Annotated in this window: 15 protein-coding genes and 1 tRNA gene; 8 read left to right on the top strand and 8 right to left on the bottom strand. The window is 55.8% G+C overall.

All coding sequences use genetic code 11. From position 1 onward, the window contains the following. Positions 1 to 192: 192 nt before the first annotated feature. The 4 genes from O77CONTIG1_RS09720 to O77CONTIG1_RS09735 all read right to left on the bottom strand — a co-directional run bounded on the left by O77CONTIG1_RS09720 (position 193) and on the right by O77CONTIG1_RS09735 (position 4,236). Positions 193 to 996, bottom strand: coding sequence for an MOSC domain-containing protein (locus O77CONTIG1_RS09720; RefSeq protein ID WP_068510148.1), 804 nt, complete (start codon positions 994 to 996; stop codon positions 193 to 195). Further along, the gene (locus O77CONTIG1_RS09725; protein WP_068510150.1) at positions 993 to 2,528 is read right to left on the bottom strand and encodes a cellulase family glycosylhydrolase; all 1,536 of its coding nucleotides are present in this window, start codon (positions 2,526 to 2,528) and stop codon (positions 993 to 995) included. Before O77CONTIG1_RS09725 ends, O77CONTIG1_RS09720 begins: the two co-directional genes overlap by 4 nt. Positions 2,529 to 2,780: 252 nt before the next feature. Next, positions 2,781 to 3,164: a hypothetical protein gene (locus O77CONTIG1_RS09730; RefSeq protein WP_068510152.1), complete on the bottom strand. Its 384-nt coding sequence runs from the start codon at positions 3,162 to 3,164 to the stop codon at positions 2,781 to 2,783. A gap of 175 nt (positions 3,165 to 3,339) precedes the next feature. After that, on the bottom strand, positions 3,340 to 4,236 hold the full coding sequence (locus tag O77CONTIG1_RS09735) for an ABC transporter permease (RefSeq protein ID WP_068510154.1): 897 nt from the start codon (positions 4,234 to 4,236) through the stop codon (positions 3,340 to 3,342). A gap of 276 nt (positions 4,237 to 4,512) precedes the next feature. On the opposite strand from O77CONTIG1_RS09735, the gene rpmI reads away from it, so the two are divergent. The 4 genes from rpmI (at position 4,513) to O77CONTIG1_RS09755 (ending at position 6,732) form a co-directional block, all read left to right on the top strand. Then, positions 4,513 to 4,710: a 50S ribosomal protein L35 gene (rpmI, locus tag O77CONTIG1_RS09740; protein WP_068510157.1), complete on the top strand. Its 198-nt coding sequence runs from the start codon at positions 4,513 to 4,515 to the stop codon at positions 4,708 to 4,710. Positions 4,711 to 4,907: 197 nt separating this feature from the next. Then, positions 4,908 to 5,264, top strand: coding sequence for a 50S ribosomal protein L20 (gene rplT, locus O77CONTIG1_RS09745; RefSeq protein ID WP_068510159.1), 357 nt, complete (start codon positions 4,908 to 4,910; stop codon positions 5,262 to 5,264). A gap of 68 nt (positions 5,265 to 5,332) precedes the next feature. Continuing rightward, positions 5,333 to 6,049, top strand: a complete 717-nt coding sequence (locus tag O77CONTIG1_RS09750) for a transporter substrate-binding domain-containing protein (protein ID WP_225894732.1) — start codon at positions 5,333 to 5,335, stop codon at positions 6,047 to 6,049. 32 nt (positions 6,050 to 6,081) lie between these two features. Then, positions 6,082 to 6,732 carry a D-glycero-alpha-D-manno-heptose-1,7-bisphosphate 7-phosphatase gene (locus O77CONTIG1_RS09755; protein ID WP_084782453.1) on the top strand — a complete coding sequence of 217 codons (651 nt, stop codon included), beginning with the start codon at positions 6,082 to 6,084 and terminating at the stop codon, positions 6,730 to 6,732. Positions 6,733 to 6,816: 84 nt separating this feature from the next. On the opposite strand, the gene O77CONTIG1_RS09760 is transcribed toward O77CONTIG1_RS09755, so the two are convergent. Then, on the bottom strand, positions 6,817 to 8,061 hold the full coding sequence (locus tag O77CONTIG1_RS09760; RefSeq protein WP_068510166.1) for an SH3 domain-containing protein: 1,245 nt from the start codon (positions 8,059 to 8,061) through the stop codon (positions 6,817 to 6,819). A 1,003-nt stretch (positions 8,062 to 9,064) separates the two neighbouring features. Here O77CONTIG1_RS09760 and O77CONTIG1_RS09770 point away from each other — a divergent pair. Continuing rightward, complete coding sequence (locus O77CONTIG1_RS09770) at positions 9,065 to 11,743, top strand: GAF domain-containing protein (protein ID WP_084782455.1); 2,679 nt, start codon at positions 9,065 to 9,067, stop codon at positions 11,741 to 11,743. Between the two features lie 22 nt (positions 11,744 to 11,765). On the opposite strand, the gene O77CONTIG1_RS09775 is transcribed toward O77CONTIG1_RS09770, so the two are convergent. Then, the gene (locus O77CONTIG1_RS09775; RefSeq protein WP_068510172.1) at positions 11,766 to 12,251 is read right to left on the bottom strand and encodes a low molecular weight protein-tyrosine-phosphatase; all 486 of its coding nucleotides are present in this window, start codon (positions 12,249 to 12,251) and stop codon (positions 11,766 to 11,768) included. A gap of 130 nt (positions 12,252 to 12,381) precedes the next feature. Here O77CONTIG1_RS09775 and O77CONTIG1_RS09780 point away from each other — a divergent pair. Further along, positions 12,382 to 12,454 (top strand) — tRNA-Arg (locus O77CONTIG1_RS09780). Between the two features lie 126 nt (positions 12,455 to 12,580). Here the strand turns inward: O77CONTIG1_RS09780 and psbV2 are convergent. After that, entirely contained in the window at positions 12,581 to 13,126 is a 546-nt protein-coding gene (gene psbV2, locus O77CONTIG1_RS09785; protein ID WP_084782457.1) for a photosystem II cytochrome PsbV2, read from the bottom strand. A 441-nt stretch (positions 13,127 to 13,567) separates the two neighbouring features. On the opposite strand from psbV2, the gene O77CONTIG1_RS09790 reads away from it, so the two are divergent. Both O77CONTIG1_RS09790 and glgA read left to right on the top strand, forming a co-directional pair. Next, positions 13,568 to 14,149, top strand: coding sequence for an SRPBCC family protein (locus O77CONTIG1_RS09790; RefSeq protein ID WP_084782459.1), 582 nt, complete (start codon positions 13,568 to 13,570; stop codon positions 14,147 to 14,149). Between the two features lie 413 nt (positions 14,150 to 14,562). Next, the gene (gene glgA / locus O77CONTIG1_RS09795; protein WP_317134237.1) at positions 14,563 to 16,005 is read left to right on the top strand and encodes a glycogen synthase GlgA; all 1,443 of its coding nucleotides are present in this window, start codon (positions 14,563 to 14,565) and stop codon (positions 16,003 to 16,005) included. Between the two features lie 572 nt (positions 16,006 to 16,577). Here glgA and O77CONTIG1_RS09800 read toward each other — a convergent pair. Then, the gene (locus O77CONTIG1_RS09800) at positions 16,578 to 17,522 is read right to left on the bottom strand and encodes a transposase (RefSeq protein ID WP_286132646.1); all 945 of its coding nucleotides are present in this window, start codon (positions 17,520 to 17,522) and stop codon (positions 16,578 to 16,580) included. Positions 17,523 to 17,620: the final 98 nt, after the last annotated feature.

A 17,620-nucleotide genomic window follows, 5' to 3' on the forward strand; every position in this document is an offset into this window, starting at 1 on the left:
ATTCTCAGACGAAATATTCTCAGACGAAATATTCTCAGGCGAAATATTCTCAGACGAAATATTTTCAGAATTTAAGTATTTCTTAATTATTAAGATGCCCTCAATGCTCTGGCCTCTATCTCTGTCTAGGAGTAGAACTTTGGCGGGGAGCCACTAGAACCAGGGAGGGTTGGCGGCGATTCAGGCAGAACTTCACTCCAGCAAAACCGGATCTCCGGTGGAGAGAGCGCCCGCAACGGGAGGCTCCGCAAGTCGGGTGTTGACAGTCAGCCGATAGAAATGGTTGAAGCGCGATCGCTCGGCCCAGGCTGGCAGCGTTTCTTGCCGCTTTGCCACAAAGGTTTTTTGAAAGCCCGGATCGGCAACGCCCGTTTTGGAATTGCGTGTGGGCACGATGCAGCGCTGGCATGGGTTCACGCCCAGTAGCCGGACGTTGCCAATTTGAAACGCTACAGTGCGATCTTCCTCGGCAAAGAGCCGATCTTCCCAGAAGGCGGGCACACCGGCAACTTCAATATTGGTACGGAAGCGGGCGCGAACCTCGTCTACGGTTAAGTGGGGATACCAAGTGGCGATCGCCTCCAGCGTGGCCAGACTCACAATCGTTGGGCCCGGCGACTGCGTATCGTCTGGAAAGCCTATCTCCAGGTTTTGTCGGAGGTAAACCGGAAAGCCAAAGTATTCACTCAGCCATGCCTCTAGCTCCTTCTGCTCCGGTTCAAGCGGGAAGGTGCTGGGCGTGATATTTCCGTTCGATGCGGCATCCGAAATGCGGAATGAAACAGTGTTCGCTGCGATGTCAAACTCGGCCCGGAGAGCGTGTATTTTTGCGTGTCGTTTGCCGTTTACAACCTGTCCCGCCTGGTCGAACAGGGCAAACTGGCGATCGCCCTTCAACGCGCCGCTACTCAGCACATCAACAGACTGAATGCCCACGCCATCCAGTGACTTGATTGGATAAATGAAAACTTGCGAAACGTGGGGAACTGTTGTCATCCTGTTCCGGTATAGCTGAAATAGCTGGCTCCCAGATTGAGCCGTTGCGTTCCCTCCACAATACCAATTAACTCGTCCTGGCGATTCAGCACACTGTTTCTGTCGGTGTCCAAAAAGATGCCCGTGCCCCGAATCCGGCGAATCGGCGACGCGCCCAGCAGATATTGGCTACGGTTGCCGTGGATTTGAATCATGTCTTCACCAGGTCTGAAGTCTTTGATCAGCGCGTAGTCTCTCAGTCCCGGCTGGTCGGGCTTGCCGTCGTCGTAAAAAACCGTCGTGGCATCGCCCAATAAAAAGCGATCGCGCCCGGTTCCCCCAATCAGCACATCCACGCTGTTGCGCCCGCTGCTGTCGCCCACGCCGTTGAGGATGTCGTTGCCGCCGCGCCCGTCCAGCCGGTTGCTGCGAAAGTCGCCCACCAGCACGTTGCCCAGCCGCGTGCCCAGCAGCACGTCCGTTTTTGCCAGACGCGGCGGCAGTCGCAGACCCAGCGCTTTGACAATTTCTCGATCGAGAATCGGCTGATTGCCCTGCCATTCGGCAAAGCCAAAGTTGCTGTCTACATAGCCCCACGAGGCCCAGCCAATGCCAAATTCCTCCAGCACGGTGCGCGTGTCTCGCATCCAGCGCGTGCGATCCAGGGCAGAGGAATTCGCGGCATACACGCCAAACTCGGTGCAAATGAGCGTCACGCCGTTTTGCCGGGCCCACTGCGCCGCTTCGCCAATGCGCGATCGCAGTTTGTTAATATCCCACTGCTGCTGCCCATAGTCCAAAATTGCTGCCCGCGCCGCTGGATCGCTTACCTGCTGGGCGATCGGGCGCACATTTTCAACATTGGCAGGGTACGGCACGTTCCGCAGCTTGCTCTCAAAGCTGTCGCCGATCCAGGGTGCGCCCTGATGGGTAAAAATAAACGGTTCGTAAAAGTGAAAATCGTAAACGACGCTGGCATCGGGCAGCGGCTGCAACTGCACGAGCGTTGAAATGTTTTGCCAGAATGCGCTAACGGCAATCAGCGTGTGCCGGGGCGCGACCTCGCGGATGCTGCGAAAAAGGGCTTGCTGAATTGGCTCCCAGGCTTTGGGATTGTCGCGAAAGACGGGTTCGTTCATCGGCTGGATGAACGTCAGCTCAGGATTCGTCGTCTTGTGCAAATGGGCGGCGAGCGATCGCCAAAACGCCGTAAACATCCGCCGAAATTGCGGATTTTCCAGACTTGCAGAATAGTTGTTCTGGCTGCCGTCGATCAGCGGCGTGCTGTGCAAATCGACGACTACGCCCAGTTTTTGCGACTGTGCCTGGGCGATCGCCCGATTCAGCCGAGTCAGCGCTTTGCGATTCAGGCGATCGGGCGTGGTGTCGCTATATAGCACCGAAAAGTCGATGGGAATCCGCACATAGGTCACGCCCATCTGCCGCATCAGCGCAAAGTCTTTTTTGCCGTAGGGGTTGGGGTCTGACCGATCGGGATACCAAAACCAGTTGGCCAGGTTCACCCCCCGTGCCAGCACGTCAGCGCGAGCCATAGCAGGATTGCAATAATGGGCGATAAACGGCGAGGTTGAAACGCCAGAGAATACGTAAATCACCCCTACACGGCTGTATCAAAGCTGCGTCCGTGCATCAGGATAGTTTCATATTCTCAGTTTTCTCTTCGCCTAAAAGCCTGCCGGACTCACCCCTACAGAACTTTCACACGCGATTGACCTGCTTTAAAGCTTCTGTGACTGGAGTTGGGAAACTAGCGAACGGGATTCTCAGCAGGGCACAGACCGCAACTAAGGAACTGGCGTTTCGCTGGCTGCGGGGGCGGGGGGCAGAGCGTCTGGCTGGGCTTGTTGCTGCTGCTGTTCCAAAATGGCTCGCTGGCGCGCCCGAAATTGCTCAGCCGCGGAGTTGATATTTTGCTGCTGCTGGCGACGAAACTCTTCTGGAGAGCGAATAGAGCCGTAGTTGAGCTGATGAATCAAGTCGTGAATGCCGCTCATCGGGTTGTCGTTGCGGTCTGAAAACAGATCTCGGCTTTCATTCTGCGACGGCGTAACGAGATCGCTAGCAGTAGACTGGGCAGACGCAGAAATTGTCCCCAGAGCTACCATAATGACTGCGCTAGTGGTTCCCAGAGCAATTTGCCGAACTAAGCGGGTGACGAATGAATTCATGACTTGCTACTCCAGATTTCACACCTGCGGGTGATAGGTCTTCGATGGTTTCTGATAAATCTCTAGAACCAAAACTTCAAGAACTGAGTACTTCAGACGCAACACTTGGCGAAAATGCTCCCTGGCATCATAACAAACCTGACCAGCACTAGCAGCATCGCCACCCGCCTCTTGCTCAGGCAAAGCTGCGGCTGAGGAGCGATCGCACGCCCACCAGCGCCACCGCGCCAAACCCCGCCAGCACCAGCAGCGCTCCGCCCATCGTCACGTCGCCAAAGGGCGCATTCATGACCACGCTGCCCAGCGACCAGTCCGCGTGGTTATATACATAGCGGATCGGCTCGATGGCGTAACTCAGCGGGTTCAGTGATGCCACCCACTGCAACCAGCGCGGCATAAAGCTCAGCGGCGCGAGGGCGGTGCTGGCAAACAGCAAAGGCAGGTTGGTCACAAAAATCACCGCAATCAGCTCAATGTGCCCCGGCAGCGCAAAGGCCAGTCCCAGGCTGATCGCTGTCACCGCCACTACCAGCAGCAAGATAATCGCCGCCACCAGCGCCAGCCCGCCTACGCCAGGAAAGCCCGCACCCAGAAACGCGCTCATGGCGACGATTACCGCCGTTTGCAGCACGCTTAGCGTGGTGATGAAGATGGCCGAGGCGGCGACGATGGAAAACCGCGACACCAGCGGAGCCACCAGCAGCCGATTGAGAAAGCCAAACTCTCGGTCAAACATGACGGGCAAGCCTGCATTCAGCGCCCCGCCAAAGGCAGTGAACACCATCACGCCCGCGCCGAGAAACTGCCCATAGTTTTCGCTGCCGCCAAACAGGCCCGGCGGCACATTTTGAAACAGCGCCCCAAACAGCACCAGCCACATGACGGGCTGAATCAATCCAGCAATTAGGGTCGTCGGGCGGCGCTGGAGCTGGATAAACAGGCGCTTGGTCAACGCGGTCGTTTCTTGCAGGAAGTCGCTGAGCGGGGAAGAGGCAGGGGCGATCGCCGCTGTGCCTCCATTTGGACGCAAGCTTTCCAGGTTAGGTTGAGGCGGGGTAACGGTCTGGCTCATAGGTCACACAGTCGCTACGAAGTTTTGAGGCGGAAGCAGCACGAATTTTACGAATTGCTTAGCCCACCTAGTCAATAGCGTAGCGTATTGCCGAATTTCAGTTTTGGTGGACAAGACTTTGTGATGTTGCAAGCAGTGTATAGGTGTATTTGGAGGTGTACAGGAAGCAACGTCTAGTGGTGTAGTAGCCCTGATTAAGGCATTCCTACAAGATTGCCGCCAAGCAGCCTTGCCATGTAGAATTGTAGACTGTGTGAAATTTATGGCAGGACGACCATGCCCAAGCTAAAAACTCGGAAAGCGGCTGCTAAGCGCTTTGAGCGCACTGGCAGCGGCAAGATTCGCCGCCGCAAGGCCTATCGCAACCACCTGTTGCAGCACAAGACTGCCGCCCGCAAACGCCGCCTCGGACAAAAGGCCGACGTGCATGAGCGCGACGCAGAAAACGTAGAACTGATGATGCCTTACCTGTAGGGACAACCTCGCAGGTAGAGCGCATTTCTATGTGCTTTATGCATTTCTATGCGCTTTATAAGCTTTATAAAAGTGCTTCTTCTGCTTTTCGGCATCTGCTGCTTTTCAAAGGGTTGGGCGCACGGCCTGGCATTACCTACCGCCTGCGACTGCCCGATGACCGACTCAACTTTTAACCAAGTGTAGGGACTGAACTTATGACTCGTGTAAAACGCGGAAACGTGGCGCGCAAGCGTCGGAAAAAGATTTTGAAGCTTGCCAAGGGCTTCCGGGGGTCGCACTCCACCCTGTTTCGCACTGCAAACCAGCAGGTGATGAAGGCGCTGCGGAACGCCTACCGCGATCGCCGCAAGCGGAAGCGCGATTTTCGCCGCCTCTGGATCACCCGCATCAACGCCGCCGCCCGTCAGCACGGCATGAGCTATAGCCAGCTCATCGGCAGCCTGCACAAAGCCAACATCGAGATCAACCGCAAGATGCTGGCGCAGATGGCGATTCTCGATCCGGCGGGCTTTGGCAAAGTGATCGAAGTGGCAAGCAAGGCAAAGGGCTAGGTAGACGCTTGATCAAGCTGCGAGTTGCGGGTTTGATCTTAGGAATCTGGGCGGGGGTGCAGGGTGCTGTGCCCCCGTTCGTTCATGCGGCAGACCTGGATACAATTCGGCGGCGCGGCTACTTGATTGTGGCGGTGAAAGACAACCTGCCGCCGCTGGGCTTTCAGGACCCGTCAGGCACGCTGCAAGGGCTGGAAATCGACCTGGCGCGACAGCTTGCCGCCGAGCTGTTGGGTCGCCCAGACGCGGTGGAACTGCGCCCTGTGAGCAATCAAGAGCGGCTGGCGGCGCTGCTGGCAGATGAGGTAGATGTCGTCATCGCCCGCATGACGTTGACGGCTTCGCGGGCGCGGCTGGTGGACTTTAGCGAAACCTACTACTTGGACGGAACGGCGCTGATTACCCGCGACAGCACGATCCAGCGCACCGCTCACCTGCGTCGGCGGGCGATCGCCGTTCTGGAAAACTCCAGCACCATCGCCGTCGTGCGATCGCGCTTGCCCCAGGCGCAGCTCGTCGGCGTGAGATCCTACCAGGATGCGCTGACGCTGATGGAATCTGGCCAGGTCGCCGCCTTTGCCGCCGATGCCAGCGTGCTCATCGGCTGGGCCCAGGGCAACCCCAATTATCAGGTCTTACCAGAGCGGCTGTCGGGGGAACCGCTGGCGATCGCCATGCCGAGGGGACATCGCTATCAAAGCCTGCGGCAGCGGGTAAATCAGACCGTCCTGCGGCTCAGGGAAACGGGCTGGCTGGGCGATCGCATTCGGTTTTGGGGCCTTTAGCATGGGGACTTTAGCAACGGAGAGCAAGCGCCATGAACTCGGATCAGAATTCACAGCAAAACCCACAGCAGAATTCGCAGCAGCATCCCCAGCCCGATCTGCAAAACGGTCGCCCGGCCGTGTTTCTCGACCGCGACGGCGTGCTGAATATCGAAGCAGGCTACATTTACGAACTGGAAAATCTAAACCTGATTCCCGGCGTAGCGCAGGCGGTGCGGCGGCTGAACGATCGCGGTCTGTTCTGCTGTCTAGTGTCCAACCAGTCGGGCCCCGCGCGGGGCTACTATCCGCGATCGCACGTCGATAACTTGCACGAACGCCTCTGCCGTCTGCTACATAAAGAAGCGGGCGCACGGCTCGACGCAATTTACTATTGCCCCGACCTCAGCCCGCCCGAAGGCGGCACGGTGGCAGAATTTGCCCGCTGGACGGCCTGGCGCAAGCCCAACACGGGAATGCTCGTCGCCGCCGCCTGGGAGCATAATCTGGACATTCGCCGCAGCTTTATGGTGGGCGACAAGGCGACGGACGTAGATCTGGCCCACAACGCTGGGTGCAAAGGCATCCTGGTGCAAACGGGCTATGGCGATCGCGTCCTATCGGGAGCCTATCAGCACCAGACCCAGCCCGACCACGTGGCCGAAAATCTGGCCGCCGCCGTCGAGTGGATTTGCGCCGCCTAGCACTAATTTTGCAACTGGATTTTTGAGACTGGTTTTAGACTGGCAATCTAAAATCGCCAATCTAAAATCCAAAATTAATCGAGGCTATTCCATCACAATCCAATCGCCCGACACCCACTCGCCAAACCGCTCTAGCTGCACCCAGCTACCGCTGCGTCGCCCCGTCAGCGCCACCCGACTGCCATTGGGAATCGTGCCTACGACCGGCCCGCCAGGGCTACTGCGGACATTCAGCGGGCTGCCGTTGGTGCGGACTCGTCCAAAGGAAATATCGCCGCCTACATTCCCAGAGGGGTCATTGACCAGCCAGTTATCGGATACCCAGGTACCATTGGTGCGCTCGACCCATTCGCCGCTGCGGCGACCCGTCAGTTCGACCCGGCTGCCGTTGGCCAGCGCCCCGATGACTGTGCCACCGGGCGCATTGCGGACATTTAGCGGGCTGCCGTTGGTTGCGACAAACTTGGTGCTCCGGTCACCCCCAATCGGCGGCTGTGGCGTGGGGGGTTGGGGCGTAGTCCCCGGATTGGTCGTAATCCAATTGCTCGAAATCCAGGTGCCGTTGGTGCGCTCGACCCATTCGCCGCTGCGGCGGCCCGTCAGTTCCACCCGGCTACCATTGGCAATCGACCCGATGACTGCGCCGCCGGGGGCATTTCGCACATTCAGCGGGCTACCGTTGGTTCGCACAAAGGCGGTGCTACTGCCTGCGCCCACACCGGGGTTGGGGGTGGGGCTGGGTGGAGGAGTCGTGACGGGCGGCTGGCTGTAGGTAATGTAGCGGCCATCGACCCAGGTGCTATTGGTGCGTTCCAAAAAGCCGTTGCTGGAACGACCCGTCAGTTCGACTCGCGTGCCGTTGGGCAGCGTGCCTACAATTGCTCCGCCAGGCGCACTGCGGACATTCAGCGGCTCTCCCGAAGTATTCACAAAGCCCACTGCTCGGTCGGTACCGCTGGGGGGCTGGGTCGGGCTGGTATTGCCCACCGCAACCCAGTCGGCGGAAACCCAGGTGCCGTTGGCCAACTCCAGATAGTTGCCGCTGCGGCGACCCGTTAGCTCGACCCGTGCGCCGTTGGGCAAGCTGCTGACTACGGGCCCGCCCGGTGTGCTGCGGACGTTCAGCGGGTTGCCATTGGTCTGCACAGTGCCCGTGGCGGCCATCGCAGACCCCGCCGTGCTGACGACCAGAGCCGCTGCCAAGACCTGCGCCGAGAGCCACGCTGCGCTGGTCGGCGAGGGCAGCAGCTCGCTCAGGTCGCGCAATTCGGGCGCTGGCTCGGTGCTTTCGTAGAGGAGGGCAGTGTGGAGATAGGCGAGGGATTCCATAGCGGTGTGACCTTTGTTTTACAGGATCTCTTACAGATGATTTGGAGCAGGTAATCGGGGGGTGAATGATGCCGGGGATGATATCGATTAATAGACGAGGGGGCGAGACGTGAGGGGCGATCGCCAAGCTCTACAACGGTTTACTCATAAGCGATACAGCTTATGGTACTACGATTTCGGAAAGGGCTTATTTGAGAGAAAATTCGCAGATTTTGCAAAATCTTCCCGGTTTAAGGAGCATAGGTGGAAACGTGAAAAATGAGGTGACCAATCATTGCGGAAATCGCGGCCTGCTGAGTTTGGATCAACGCTGGGGCTGAAAATTGATACATGAAGATTTGAGAAAAAAAATTGAGAAAACTTGACTCGCAGAACCGGACTATTAGAGCTTGGTTCTGCAAGACGAATTTACGACCGCAAAAGTGCCCAAGGTTTGATTTTTAGTCCGGAGGAGAGTTTGGCTGGGTTTGAATTTTAGCCAGGCCTAAGTCTATGCACCTTCTGTTTTTTTCTGGGGTTTATCCTGGTGATTTTTTGGGGCATCGGGTGCGCTATGGATTCGCAACTTAGGGAATTTAAGCAGTTCAAGAATTTTGAAAGAACCGTGAGACTGTCCCAGATTGTGGGCATCTTAAAACCACTCGCTTGAGTTTGTACACGAGTTGAATCAGGTGCAAAGCCATCCGTTTGGAGCCGTGAAGTAACCTAACTTTCCGAAGCAAAACCTAAAAGGGCGATCGCCCATCTTGCCTCAGGGGTTCACAGCCTAGGTGCCTATCACAAAAATTATAGGTGCTTAGCACAAAAGTTAATTGATAGATTAGCTGCAAGAATGACTGAGCGCAGAGACAACGCCTGCCGTAGGGCAGATTGAGGATGTGTCGTGGGAGACTGTTGAACCCCTCATGCCCTTGTGTTCGTTTTGATTCGATGGATTAGGCAAATTCGGTGTCTTGATCACTTGATCAGCGGCAAGCCGCATTGCTTGTCAGGAAGCCCGCCCATGAGCCTAAAATCTCGGTCGAAAAAGACCCCGCCCCAATCCAACTCGGAGGAATCGCTGTCGGACAATGCGCCCCTTTTCGAGCGCCCTGCTCCGGCATCTTCTTGTCCGTCGGCGGAGAATTCTGAACGGAACTGCGAGAATAGACACTGCACCGGGTCCAAATCTTTGTCAGGCGGTTCCCATTTGAGCAACAGTCATGCGCGATCGCACTCTTCTCCTGCGCCACCGAGCGATGGTTCCGCTGCCTCATCGTCCGCGATCGCTCAACCCCTGCTCAAGTTTGACAGCCTGGAAATTAGCAGCCTGGAAGCTAGCAGTCTGAAAGCTAGCAGCCCGGCGGATTTCTCAGATGCGCTGCCGCCGTTCATTCAACCGCTGCTCACGCTGATTTCTGACCTAGTTTATGTCTATGACCGGGTGGCGCACCGCCTCATGCTGATGAACGATCGGACGGCGGCAGTGCTGGGGGATTGCCTGGAGGGACTACAGTCGCCTAGTATCGCCGCCCTCTCTGCACGGGTTCATTCAGAGGACTGGGCACGGGTGCAGACGTATCTGGCTCAGATGTTGGGCGAGTCGAGCGATGAGCATGAGGTGGAATTTCGCCTGCGGCAGAGCAACGGCGAGTGGCGCTGGCTGCGATCGCGCGATCGCCTGTTGTCTCGCACGCTCGATGGACTGCCCTGGCAGCGGTTGGGCCTTTTGACTGATATTACCCACCAAAAGCAAACAGACTCTACCGCCCAGCCAACGTCCCTGGTCGAGCAGCAGATGGCGCTGGTTTCCAAACAAGCCACCCACTTTGCCCGGATGCTGAGTCAGTCTTTGGATTTGAAAGACATCCTGAATACGGCTGTAGATCAGGTTCTACAGATCTTTCAGGCAGATCGGGTGCTGATCTACCGCCTGTTTGAAAATGGCACAGGCAGCATCATCGTAGATGCGATCGCCGCAGGGTGTCCACCGATTGCGGGGCATCCGCCGCCAGAGAGCATCTTTCCTATAGCCGATCGCCCGACTAGCAACGCGGGCTGGGTCTACAGCCTGGATAACCTAGAGGCGGAATCGCTTTCAGAGCATTCTCGCAGCGTTTTGCGACGGCTGGGCGTTCGCGCCATGCTGGTCGTGCCGATGATGCAGCAAGATACGCTGTGGGGCTGGCTGGTGGTGCATCAGTGTTTGGGCGATCGCACCTGGCAGAAGTGGGAAACTGACCTGATTACCCAACTTGCGGGCCAGTTAGAGCTGGCCATTGCCCAATCGGAACTCTATCAGCAGGTGCAGCGCCTAAATGTTGATCTAGAGCGGCAGATTCAGGCCCGCACGGCCGAACTGCGGCTAGCGTCGAACTTTGAAGCGACGCTCAAACGCATTACCGACAAGGTGCGCGACAGCCTCGACGAAGATCAGATTTTGCAAACGGCAGTGCAGGAATTGGCGATCGCCACCGAGATTAGCTGCTGCAATGCCGCCCTCTATGACCTGGAAGGGGGCACCTCGACGGTTCGCTACGAGTACACCACCACCGTCTCCCCCTACCAAGGACGCACCGCCGATCTAGCGGCCTTCCCAGAGATCTACGGCCCATTGCTCAACGGGCAGAGTCTACAATTCTGCTCTCTTGTGCCCAACCCGGTGCGCGGGCGCGTGTCCATGCTGGCAACGCCCATTATGGACGACCAGGGCGTGCTGGGCGACTTGTGGATGATCAACCACGCCTTCTATGCCTTTGGCGAACAGGACTTGCGGATGGCGCAGCAGGTGGCCAACCAGTGTGCGATCGCCCTCCGCCAGGCCCGGCTGTTTCAAGCTGCCCAAGCTCAGGTGCGAGAACTAGAAAGACTCAACCAACTCAAAGACGACTTCCTCAGCACCGTCTCCCACGAACTGCGAACGCCCATGTCCAATATCAAAATGGCCATTCAAATGCTAGAGTTAACCCTCCGGCAGGCGGGCATTTTGGACAGCACCACAGAGCCAGAGCCAAACCGGGTCAACCGCTACTTCAAAATCCTGCGGGAAGAGTCGCAGCGCGAAATCAGTCTGATCAACGACCTACTTGACCTGTCGCGGCTCGACGCGGGCGCAGATGCGCTGCATCTCACCACAATCAACCTGGCCAGCTGGCTAATACCACTGCTGCGCCCGTTTGAGGAACGTGCCCGCAATCACCAGCAATCTCTACAAATTCGCCTGGACGCAGCTAACCTCCCACCCTTGATCACCGACCTGGCTAAGCTGGAGCGCGTGGTTACAGAACTGCTGACCAATGCCTGCAAGTACACCCCTGCGGAGGGCGAAATTTGGGTCGAGGTAACGAGTCTGGAATCGGGGGTTCAAGCGCAGGAGGAGGGAAGAGAGAAGAAGGAAGAAGGAAGAAGGAAGAGAGAAGAGGGAAGAGGGAAGAGAAAAATACTTGCTTACTCCAGCGCTCCAACTCTCCAGATCCGCGTTACTAACACTGGCACGGAAATTCCGCTCATCGAGCGCGATCGCATTTTTGAAAAGTTCTACCGCATCCCCAATAACGACCCCTGGAAATATGGCGGCACTGGGCTAGGGCTGGCGCTCGTGAAAAAGCTGGTCATGTGCCTGCAAGGTACGCTAGAGCTAGACTGCGGCAATGGACAGGTTCAATTCACGGTCACGCTGCCGCTTCAGCCAACAGTTGACTAAACTCCTATCCCCAACCCCTGCCTTACCCGATTACGCCATCACGCCTCAACGCTGCCAATAACCCGCCACAGGCATCCATCAGCAGGTCAATCACATAGTTAAACCCCTCCGTCCCGCCGTAGTAGGGGTCGGGCACTTCGCGATCGCCATAGGTTTGGCAATAGTCGCACATTAGCTTCACCTTGTGGCGATATTGCCCGCTGCGGTCGAGGCGCAGAATATTTTCGTAATTCTCTTTGTCCATTGCCAGGATCAGGTCAAACTCCTCAAAATCGTCGGGATGAAACTGGCGGGCGGTTCCCTCTAGCGTAATGCCCAGCTTCGCCTGAGCAGCGGCGTTCATGCGGCGATCGGGCGGGCTGCCGACGTGCCATGCGCCCGTACCCGCCGAGTCGCAAATAATCTGCCCGTCTAGCCCGTTTTGTCGGATCAGCAGGTTCATAATGTTTTCCGCAGAGGGCGATCGGCAAATGTTGCCAAGGCAAACAAACAGCAGCTTGTAGGGCATGTCTCCAGTTCCAGGTTTAAAGTGCTATACTCTCTGAGTGGTGATTGGCGATCGCTCTAGAGTTTACTATTCTAAGAGTCTGCTTAGGAGTTCACTTTAAGAGTTCGCTAGGAAGCCGAGGGGAAGCCGAGGGCATGTAGCTCAGTGGATAGAGCATCAGATTCCGGTTCTGAGGGTCGGGGGTTCGAATCCCTCCATGCTCGTTTGATGCATACTCTTTTGATGCATACTCGTTTGATGAGTAGTGATAGCGTGTAACGACAAGCTCATCTCTAGTTGCCCATTTCTGTCAGGCATTCGGCTTGGTTAGTTAAAACCTGGGCTAACGTTTAGAAATCAGCCGTGCCCCAGCCAGGTGCTTTCTGGGCCGATCGCAGAATGAAGGCCGATAGCTTTTCGACCTGCGCCTGGTTCATCCAGTCTTCCGAAACGCGACGACACTCCAGCGCTTCTTCGGAGCCGTCGTAGGTTGTAGGGGATCGCAGAAATGCCACCAGGCTGTTAATGGTATCGCGGGGCGGAGTTGCGCCTTTTAGCGCTGATAGCGACAGCGGCACGGTCGGGTTGGGCAGGGTCGAACCACCGACGTGGCAGTTTTTGCAGTTTTCTTCAAACAGGCGCTTGCCTGCGGTTAGGTCGATTGCCGAAAACGGCTGGGTGGCGTCTGCATCGAGCGGCAACTCCACTGGCTCGGAGGCATCTAGAAATCTTGCGACATAGGGATCAACGGGCCCGGCGATCGCCCCTTGCGGCATCAGCGCGATCGCCCCCATCCAGCATCCGATGACCAGCCATCCGACAACCAGCCGTCGAATCTCTAACCAACGGTTCCGCTGACCTGCCCCCTGCGTGCCTTTCCGCTTAGCCTGCTGCATTGCTATTTCTAAAAATTTCTAAAGTTGATTACCTTTTTTACTCTAGCGCTGGTGGACTACGGGTAGGCTGCTCACGGGTTACTGGCCAGCTACAGCCAGCGACAATCTCCTGTCCTAGCCAACGCCCCATTTTTCCTCATAGCGCTGCCTTGAGTCCCGTTTCTGGCTGGTTGCAGCCTACCAGAATTCTCTCTCACCTTCTTTGTAAACCAGGCTTAACCAACGAAACGAAAAGCAGGCCCTTAGAATGGATCAGGACTACATAAAGCTATGAATAAACCCTGGTATAAAACTAAAAATAGCGGATAAAACCAGAACCCCGTTGAATTCGTAAATTTTTAGAGGCTGGCTTAGCGCGAAGCGAGCCCCTGGATGAGGTCAGAATTTAGTCCGAAAATTGGTTTGATTTGATCAACGACTCGGTGTTCGAGGAGACGAAAAATGTTGGATTTTTGGGGTCGGCATTCACGCCGTGGCGCGGAAGAATGGGTGCAGCCCCTCGTGGAAACCTATCAGGCCATTAGCTCTGCTTCGGTGGATGCCCTCTGGCAGCGAGTCATTAACCTGGCTGATGTTTCCTGGCATCCGCTAATCGCCCGCACCAACGTCCCCAAAGGACTCATCCCCAAGCCAGGGCTGATTTATCAGGCAGTTTCGCGCCTGTTTTTGCCGATTCCGATTCGGATTTTTGTCGAGCGGGTGTCGCCCCGTGAGCTGCTGAGCGTTCGCATTCTGGCGCTGCCAGGGATAGAGGAGCGAGTCACCTATCGCGTCGAGTCTACGCTCTGCGGCACACGAGTCTCCTACTCTGTCACGCTCAAGGGCTGGCTGTCGCCGCTGATTTGGTCGTTTATTCGCCCCTATGCTGCCCGTGTGGCCACTGAGCTAGCCCATGCCGCTGAGCAAGATTTGGAACGGGCGGCCTGTCCCCGCCCGTCCCGTCGCGCTTTACCCAACATGAATGCCGATCTGTTCGGGCTGCTGCTGCTCGTCTGTAGTCTGTCTCCTCCGCTTCATTCCTGATGGGCGAGCGTGCGTCTGACCGCATCTGCCTTGCATTACACCCTGCATTACAAAAGTCTTGGTTACAAAAGCGATCAAAGGTTTTCTGGCGGGACTCTGCTCAAAAAGAGAAGTCAGGCTGACGGTCGAGTCTGGCTTTGAGAAGATCTCTTGAGGGCGATCGCCCCAGACTACCCACGAGTCCCCCAAAATATGGTTTTATACTTTTGTGAAGCATTGCACGTGAAGCGTCAGCTAAACTGCACTCTCTTGATTTGTCTCTTCTGAAAGTGCTTTTAAAGTGCTTTTTAGAATGTTTCTCAGAGCGTGTCTAAGGGCCTTCCAACCCAGCTTCCAACCTAGCCATTAGCCAGTTTCCCTTCAGCAAGGAGCCGTCCATGTATATTGTGCAAGTTGCCTCTGAGTGTGCACCAGTGATCAAAGCCGGGGGGCTGGGCGATGTGGTCTATGGGCTGAGCCGAGAGCTAGAGATTCGCGGCAACACGGTCGAAATCATCCTGCCCATGTATGACTGCATGAGGTACGACCACATCTGGGGGCTGCACGAGGCCTATCGAGATTTGTCGGTGCCCTGGTATGGCGCAGCGATCAAGTGCGACGTGTTTTGCGGCTGGGTGCATGGTCGTCTCTGCTTCTTCATTCAGCCCAAATCCCAGGATAATTTTTTCAACCGGGGTATTTACTACGGCGCATCAGATGACAACATGCGCTTTGCTTTCTTTAGCAAGGCAGCGCTGGAATTTCTGCTCCGCACCAACAAGCGCCCCGACGTGATTCACTGTCACGATTGGCAGACTGGGCTTGTGCCAGTTTTGCTGTACGAGATTTACAAGTGGCATGGCATGGCCAATCAGCGCGTGCTGTTCACTATCCACAACTTTAAGCACCAAGGCATCGGCGGCGTGGATATCCTCTGGGCGACGGGACTGAACAACGAGGCCTATTACTTTCAGTACGATCGCCTGCAAGATAACTTCAATCCTTTCGTCCTCAACTTTATGAAGGGCGGCATCGTCTACGCCAATCACGTCAACACGGTTTCGCCTCACCATGCCTGGGAAGCTCACTATGGCAGCGAGGGCTATGGCCTGGGGCACACGCTGCACACCCACAGCTACAAGTTTAGTGGCATCCTCAACGGGGTAGATTACGACATTTGGAACCCAGAAATTGACAAATACATTCCGGCAAAATACACCGCCGAAACGCTAGAGAACAAGGTTAAGAATAAAAAAGCACTGCGCGATCGCCTGGGTCTGCGCCATGATCCCGAAAAGCCCCTCATCTGCTATATTGGTCGGCTAGATGAGCAAAAGGGCGTGCATCTGGTTCACCATGCGATTTATCATGCGCTGCTGCGGGGTGTCCAGTTTGTGCTGCTGGGGTCTGCCACTGAGCGCGGTATCAACGACTGGTTCTGGCACGAAAAGAACTTTCTTTACAGCAACCCAGATGCTCACCTAGAGCTTGGGTTTAACGAAGAACTCTCCCATCTGATCTATGCCGGGGCAGACATGATCGTGGTGCCCAGCAACTTTGAGCCCTGCGGGCTGACGCAGATGATTGGACTGAAGTATGGCACAGTGCCCATTGTGCGGGGCGTAGGCGGACTGGTCAACACAGTGTTTGACCGCGACTACGACGAAAACCACCCGCCCGAAAAGCGCAATGGCTATGTCTTTCAACATACCGATTTTCAGGCGCTAGAGTCGGCGATGGATCGGGCGATTGGGCTATGGCGCTACTATCCCGAAGAGTTTGAGAAACTGGTGCTGCAAGGCATGGCCTACGATTACTCGTGGAAAGATCCAGGCGCAGCCTACCTGGGTGTGTACGAGTATATTCGTCACCGATAGCTATGTTCGTCACCGATAGCTATGAAGTGTAGCTATGAAGTAACTATGAAGTGCTAACTATGAAGTGCTTCGCTATGAAGTGCCTCGCTGCGAGATACCTCGCTAGTAGCGGGCAGGATCTAGCGAACTGAAGTTTAGACTAACGGCAGGCGAGAACGACCCAACTCTATGCAGGAATTGAGAGAGACGGCAAAATCAAAGTAGTCAGAGATTAAGCAGACTTTTTGTTGTTCGCTTTGGGCTTGCGAAATCGTTTTCTGACGGTTGGATAGCGAATGCGCCGAGAACGGGGTTGACCTGGAGTCCAACCCGGTGACTTTCCACGGGGTTTGGGTGCAGGGGCATGTTCCAATCACGACTAAAACTTGTGCAAACGCATTTGCTGTGCGACCCGGTGAGAGGTTGGGTAGGATTTTTGCCAGGGCAGAGGTGAATCTTGCACATCCGGTCGGGCTAACCATAACTGCCAAGTCAGCAGGGGCATTAAGTCGCTCCAACGTTGCGAGGCTTCCGGGGTGGACAACTGGGGCAGTGTCCAATGTAAGCGTTGTTTGGCAAAGCGATACCAATGATCAATCGCAAAGCGACGCAAGTATTGCTGCCAAAGCGTTGCTAGTTGGGGGAATTCTAGTCCTACCCAAATCAGCCCACAAGGGTTTGAGCGAGCTATCCTTTGAACTGCTCACTCGCTCAACGCGAATCAAGGACAATCCCTGCTTTGCTGCCTGTCTCAAATGCAAGCCATGCCAGATTTGTAATCGCAGTTGTCCCCATTTTTCGTCCTCTACCGATTGTGCCTCATCGGGTTGCCACCAACTGGTCGGCTCATTGAGCTTGAATTTGTCGCCATGTTTGCGGGGTCGTCCGATGCCTGTGTAAGGGGGAGGCGCACCATAGAGCACCCGGTTTGAGCGCAGTCGGATCAACTTGTCACAACTCAACTCAGCCGTTTTCAATAGGAAGGGGGCACAGCCATACTCGGCATCCCATAACGACAAGGGGCGAGTTGTTAATTTCTGACAGACCTGAGCCAGTTGAGTGGCGGCCTTTTCAATGGGTGTGTCGGCACTGGTAATGCGTTCATGCAGCAACGGGAGTGCCCAACTGCCTTGAGTCTGGGGAATCCAAGCAATCGTGCTATAGCCCTGTCCTAATGTCACGGGTTTGGCTCCACGCATTGGGGTTGCCTGGTGTTCATAGGTGCGTTCTCGCAGGGTTTCTGCCTGCAGTCTTGACCATGCCGTGTGGTCTCCGGCTAACACGATCTGCTCGTCTTGCGGCATCTGCTCCAGGTACACGTCCATCAATTGCTGTCGTGGCGGATTGCTATCTTGCAGCGATTCATACAAACTCGACCACTGCCGCCGAAACACGGGTGATAACGACAGTTCTGCAAATGAATAAACACTCCGGCTGACCAACACTGCATCCATCAGGTCAAATAGTGCATCTATACCATTGCCGATCAAGGTGTAGGCTTGATGTCGAAATGCTCGAAGCTTGTCAAAATGACTCATAGTCAAGTGATTTGATACGTCCTTGACTATTAAGCGACTAGGTCGTTAGGTCTGGTCGCTTTTCTTAACCTTTTAGTCTAAACTCCAGTAACTACATT

The sequence above is a fragment of the Leptolyngbya sp. O-77 genome (genome assembly GCF_001548395.1).
GTDB lineage: Bacteria > Cyanobacteriota > Cyanobacteriia > Elainellales > Elainellaceae > Thermoleptolyngbya.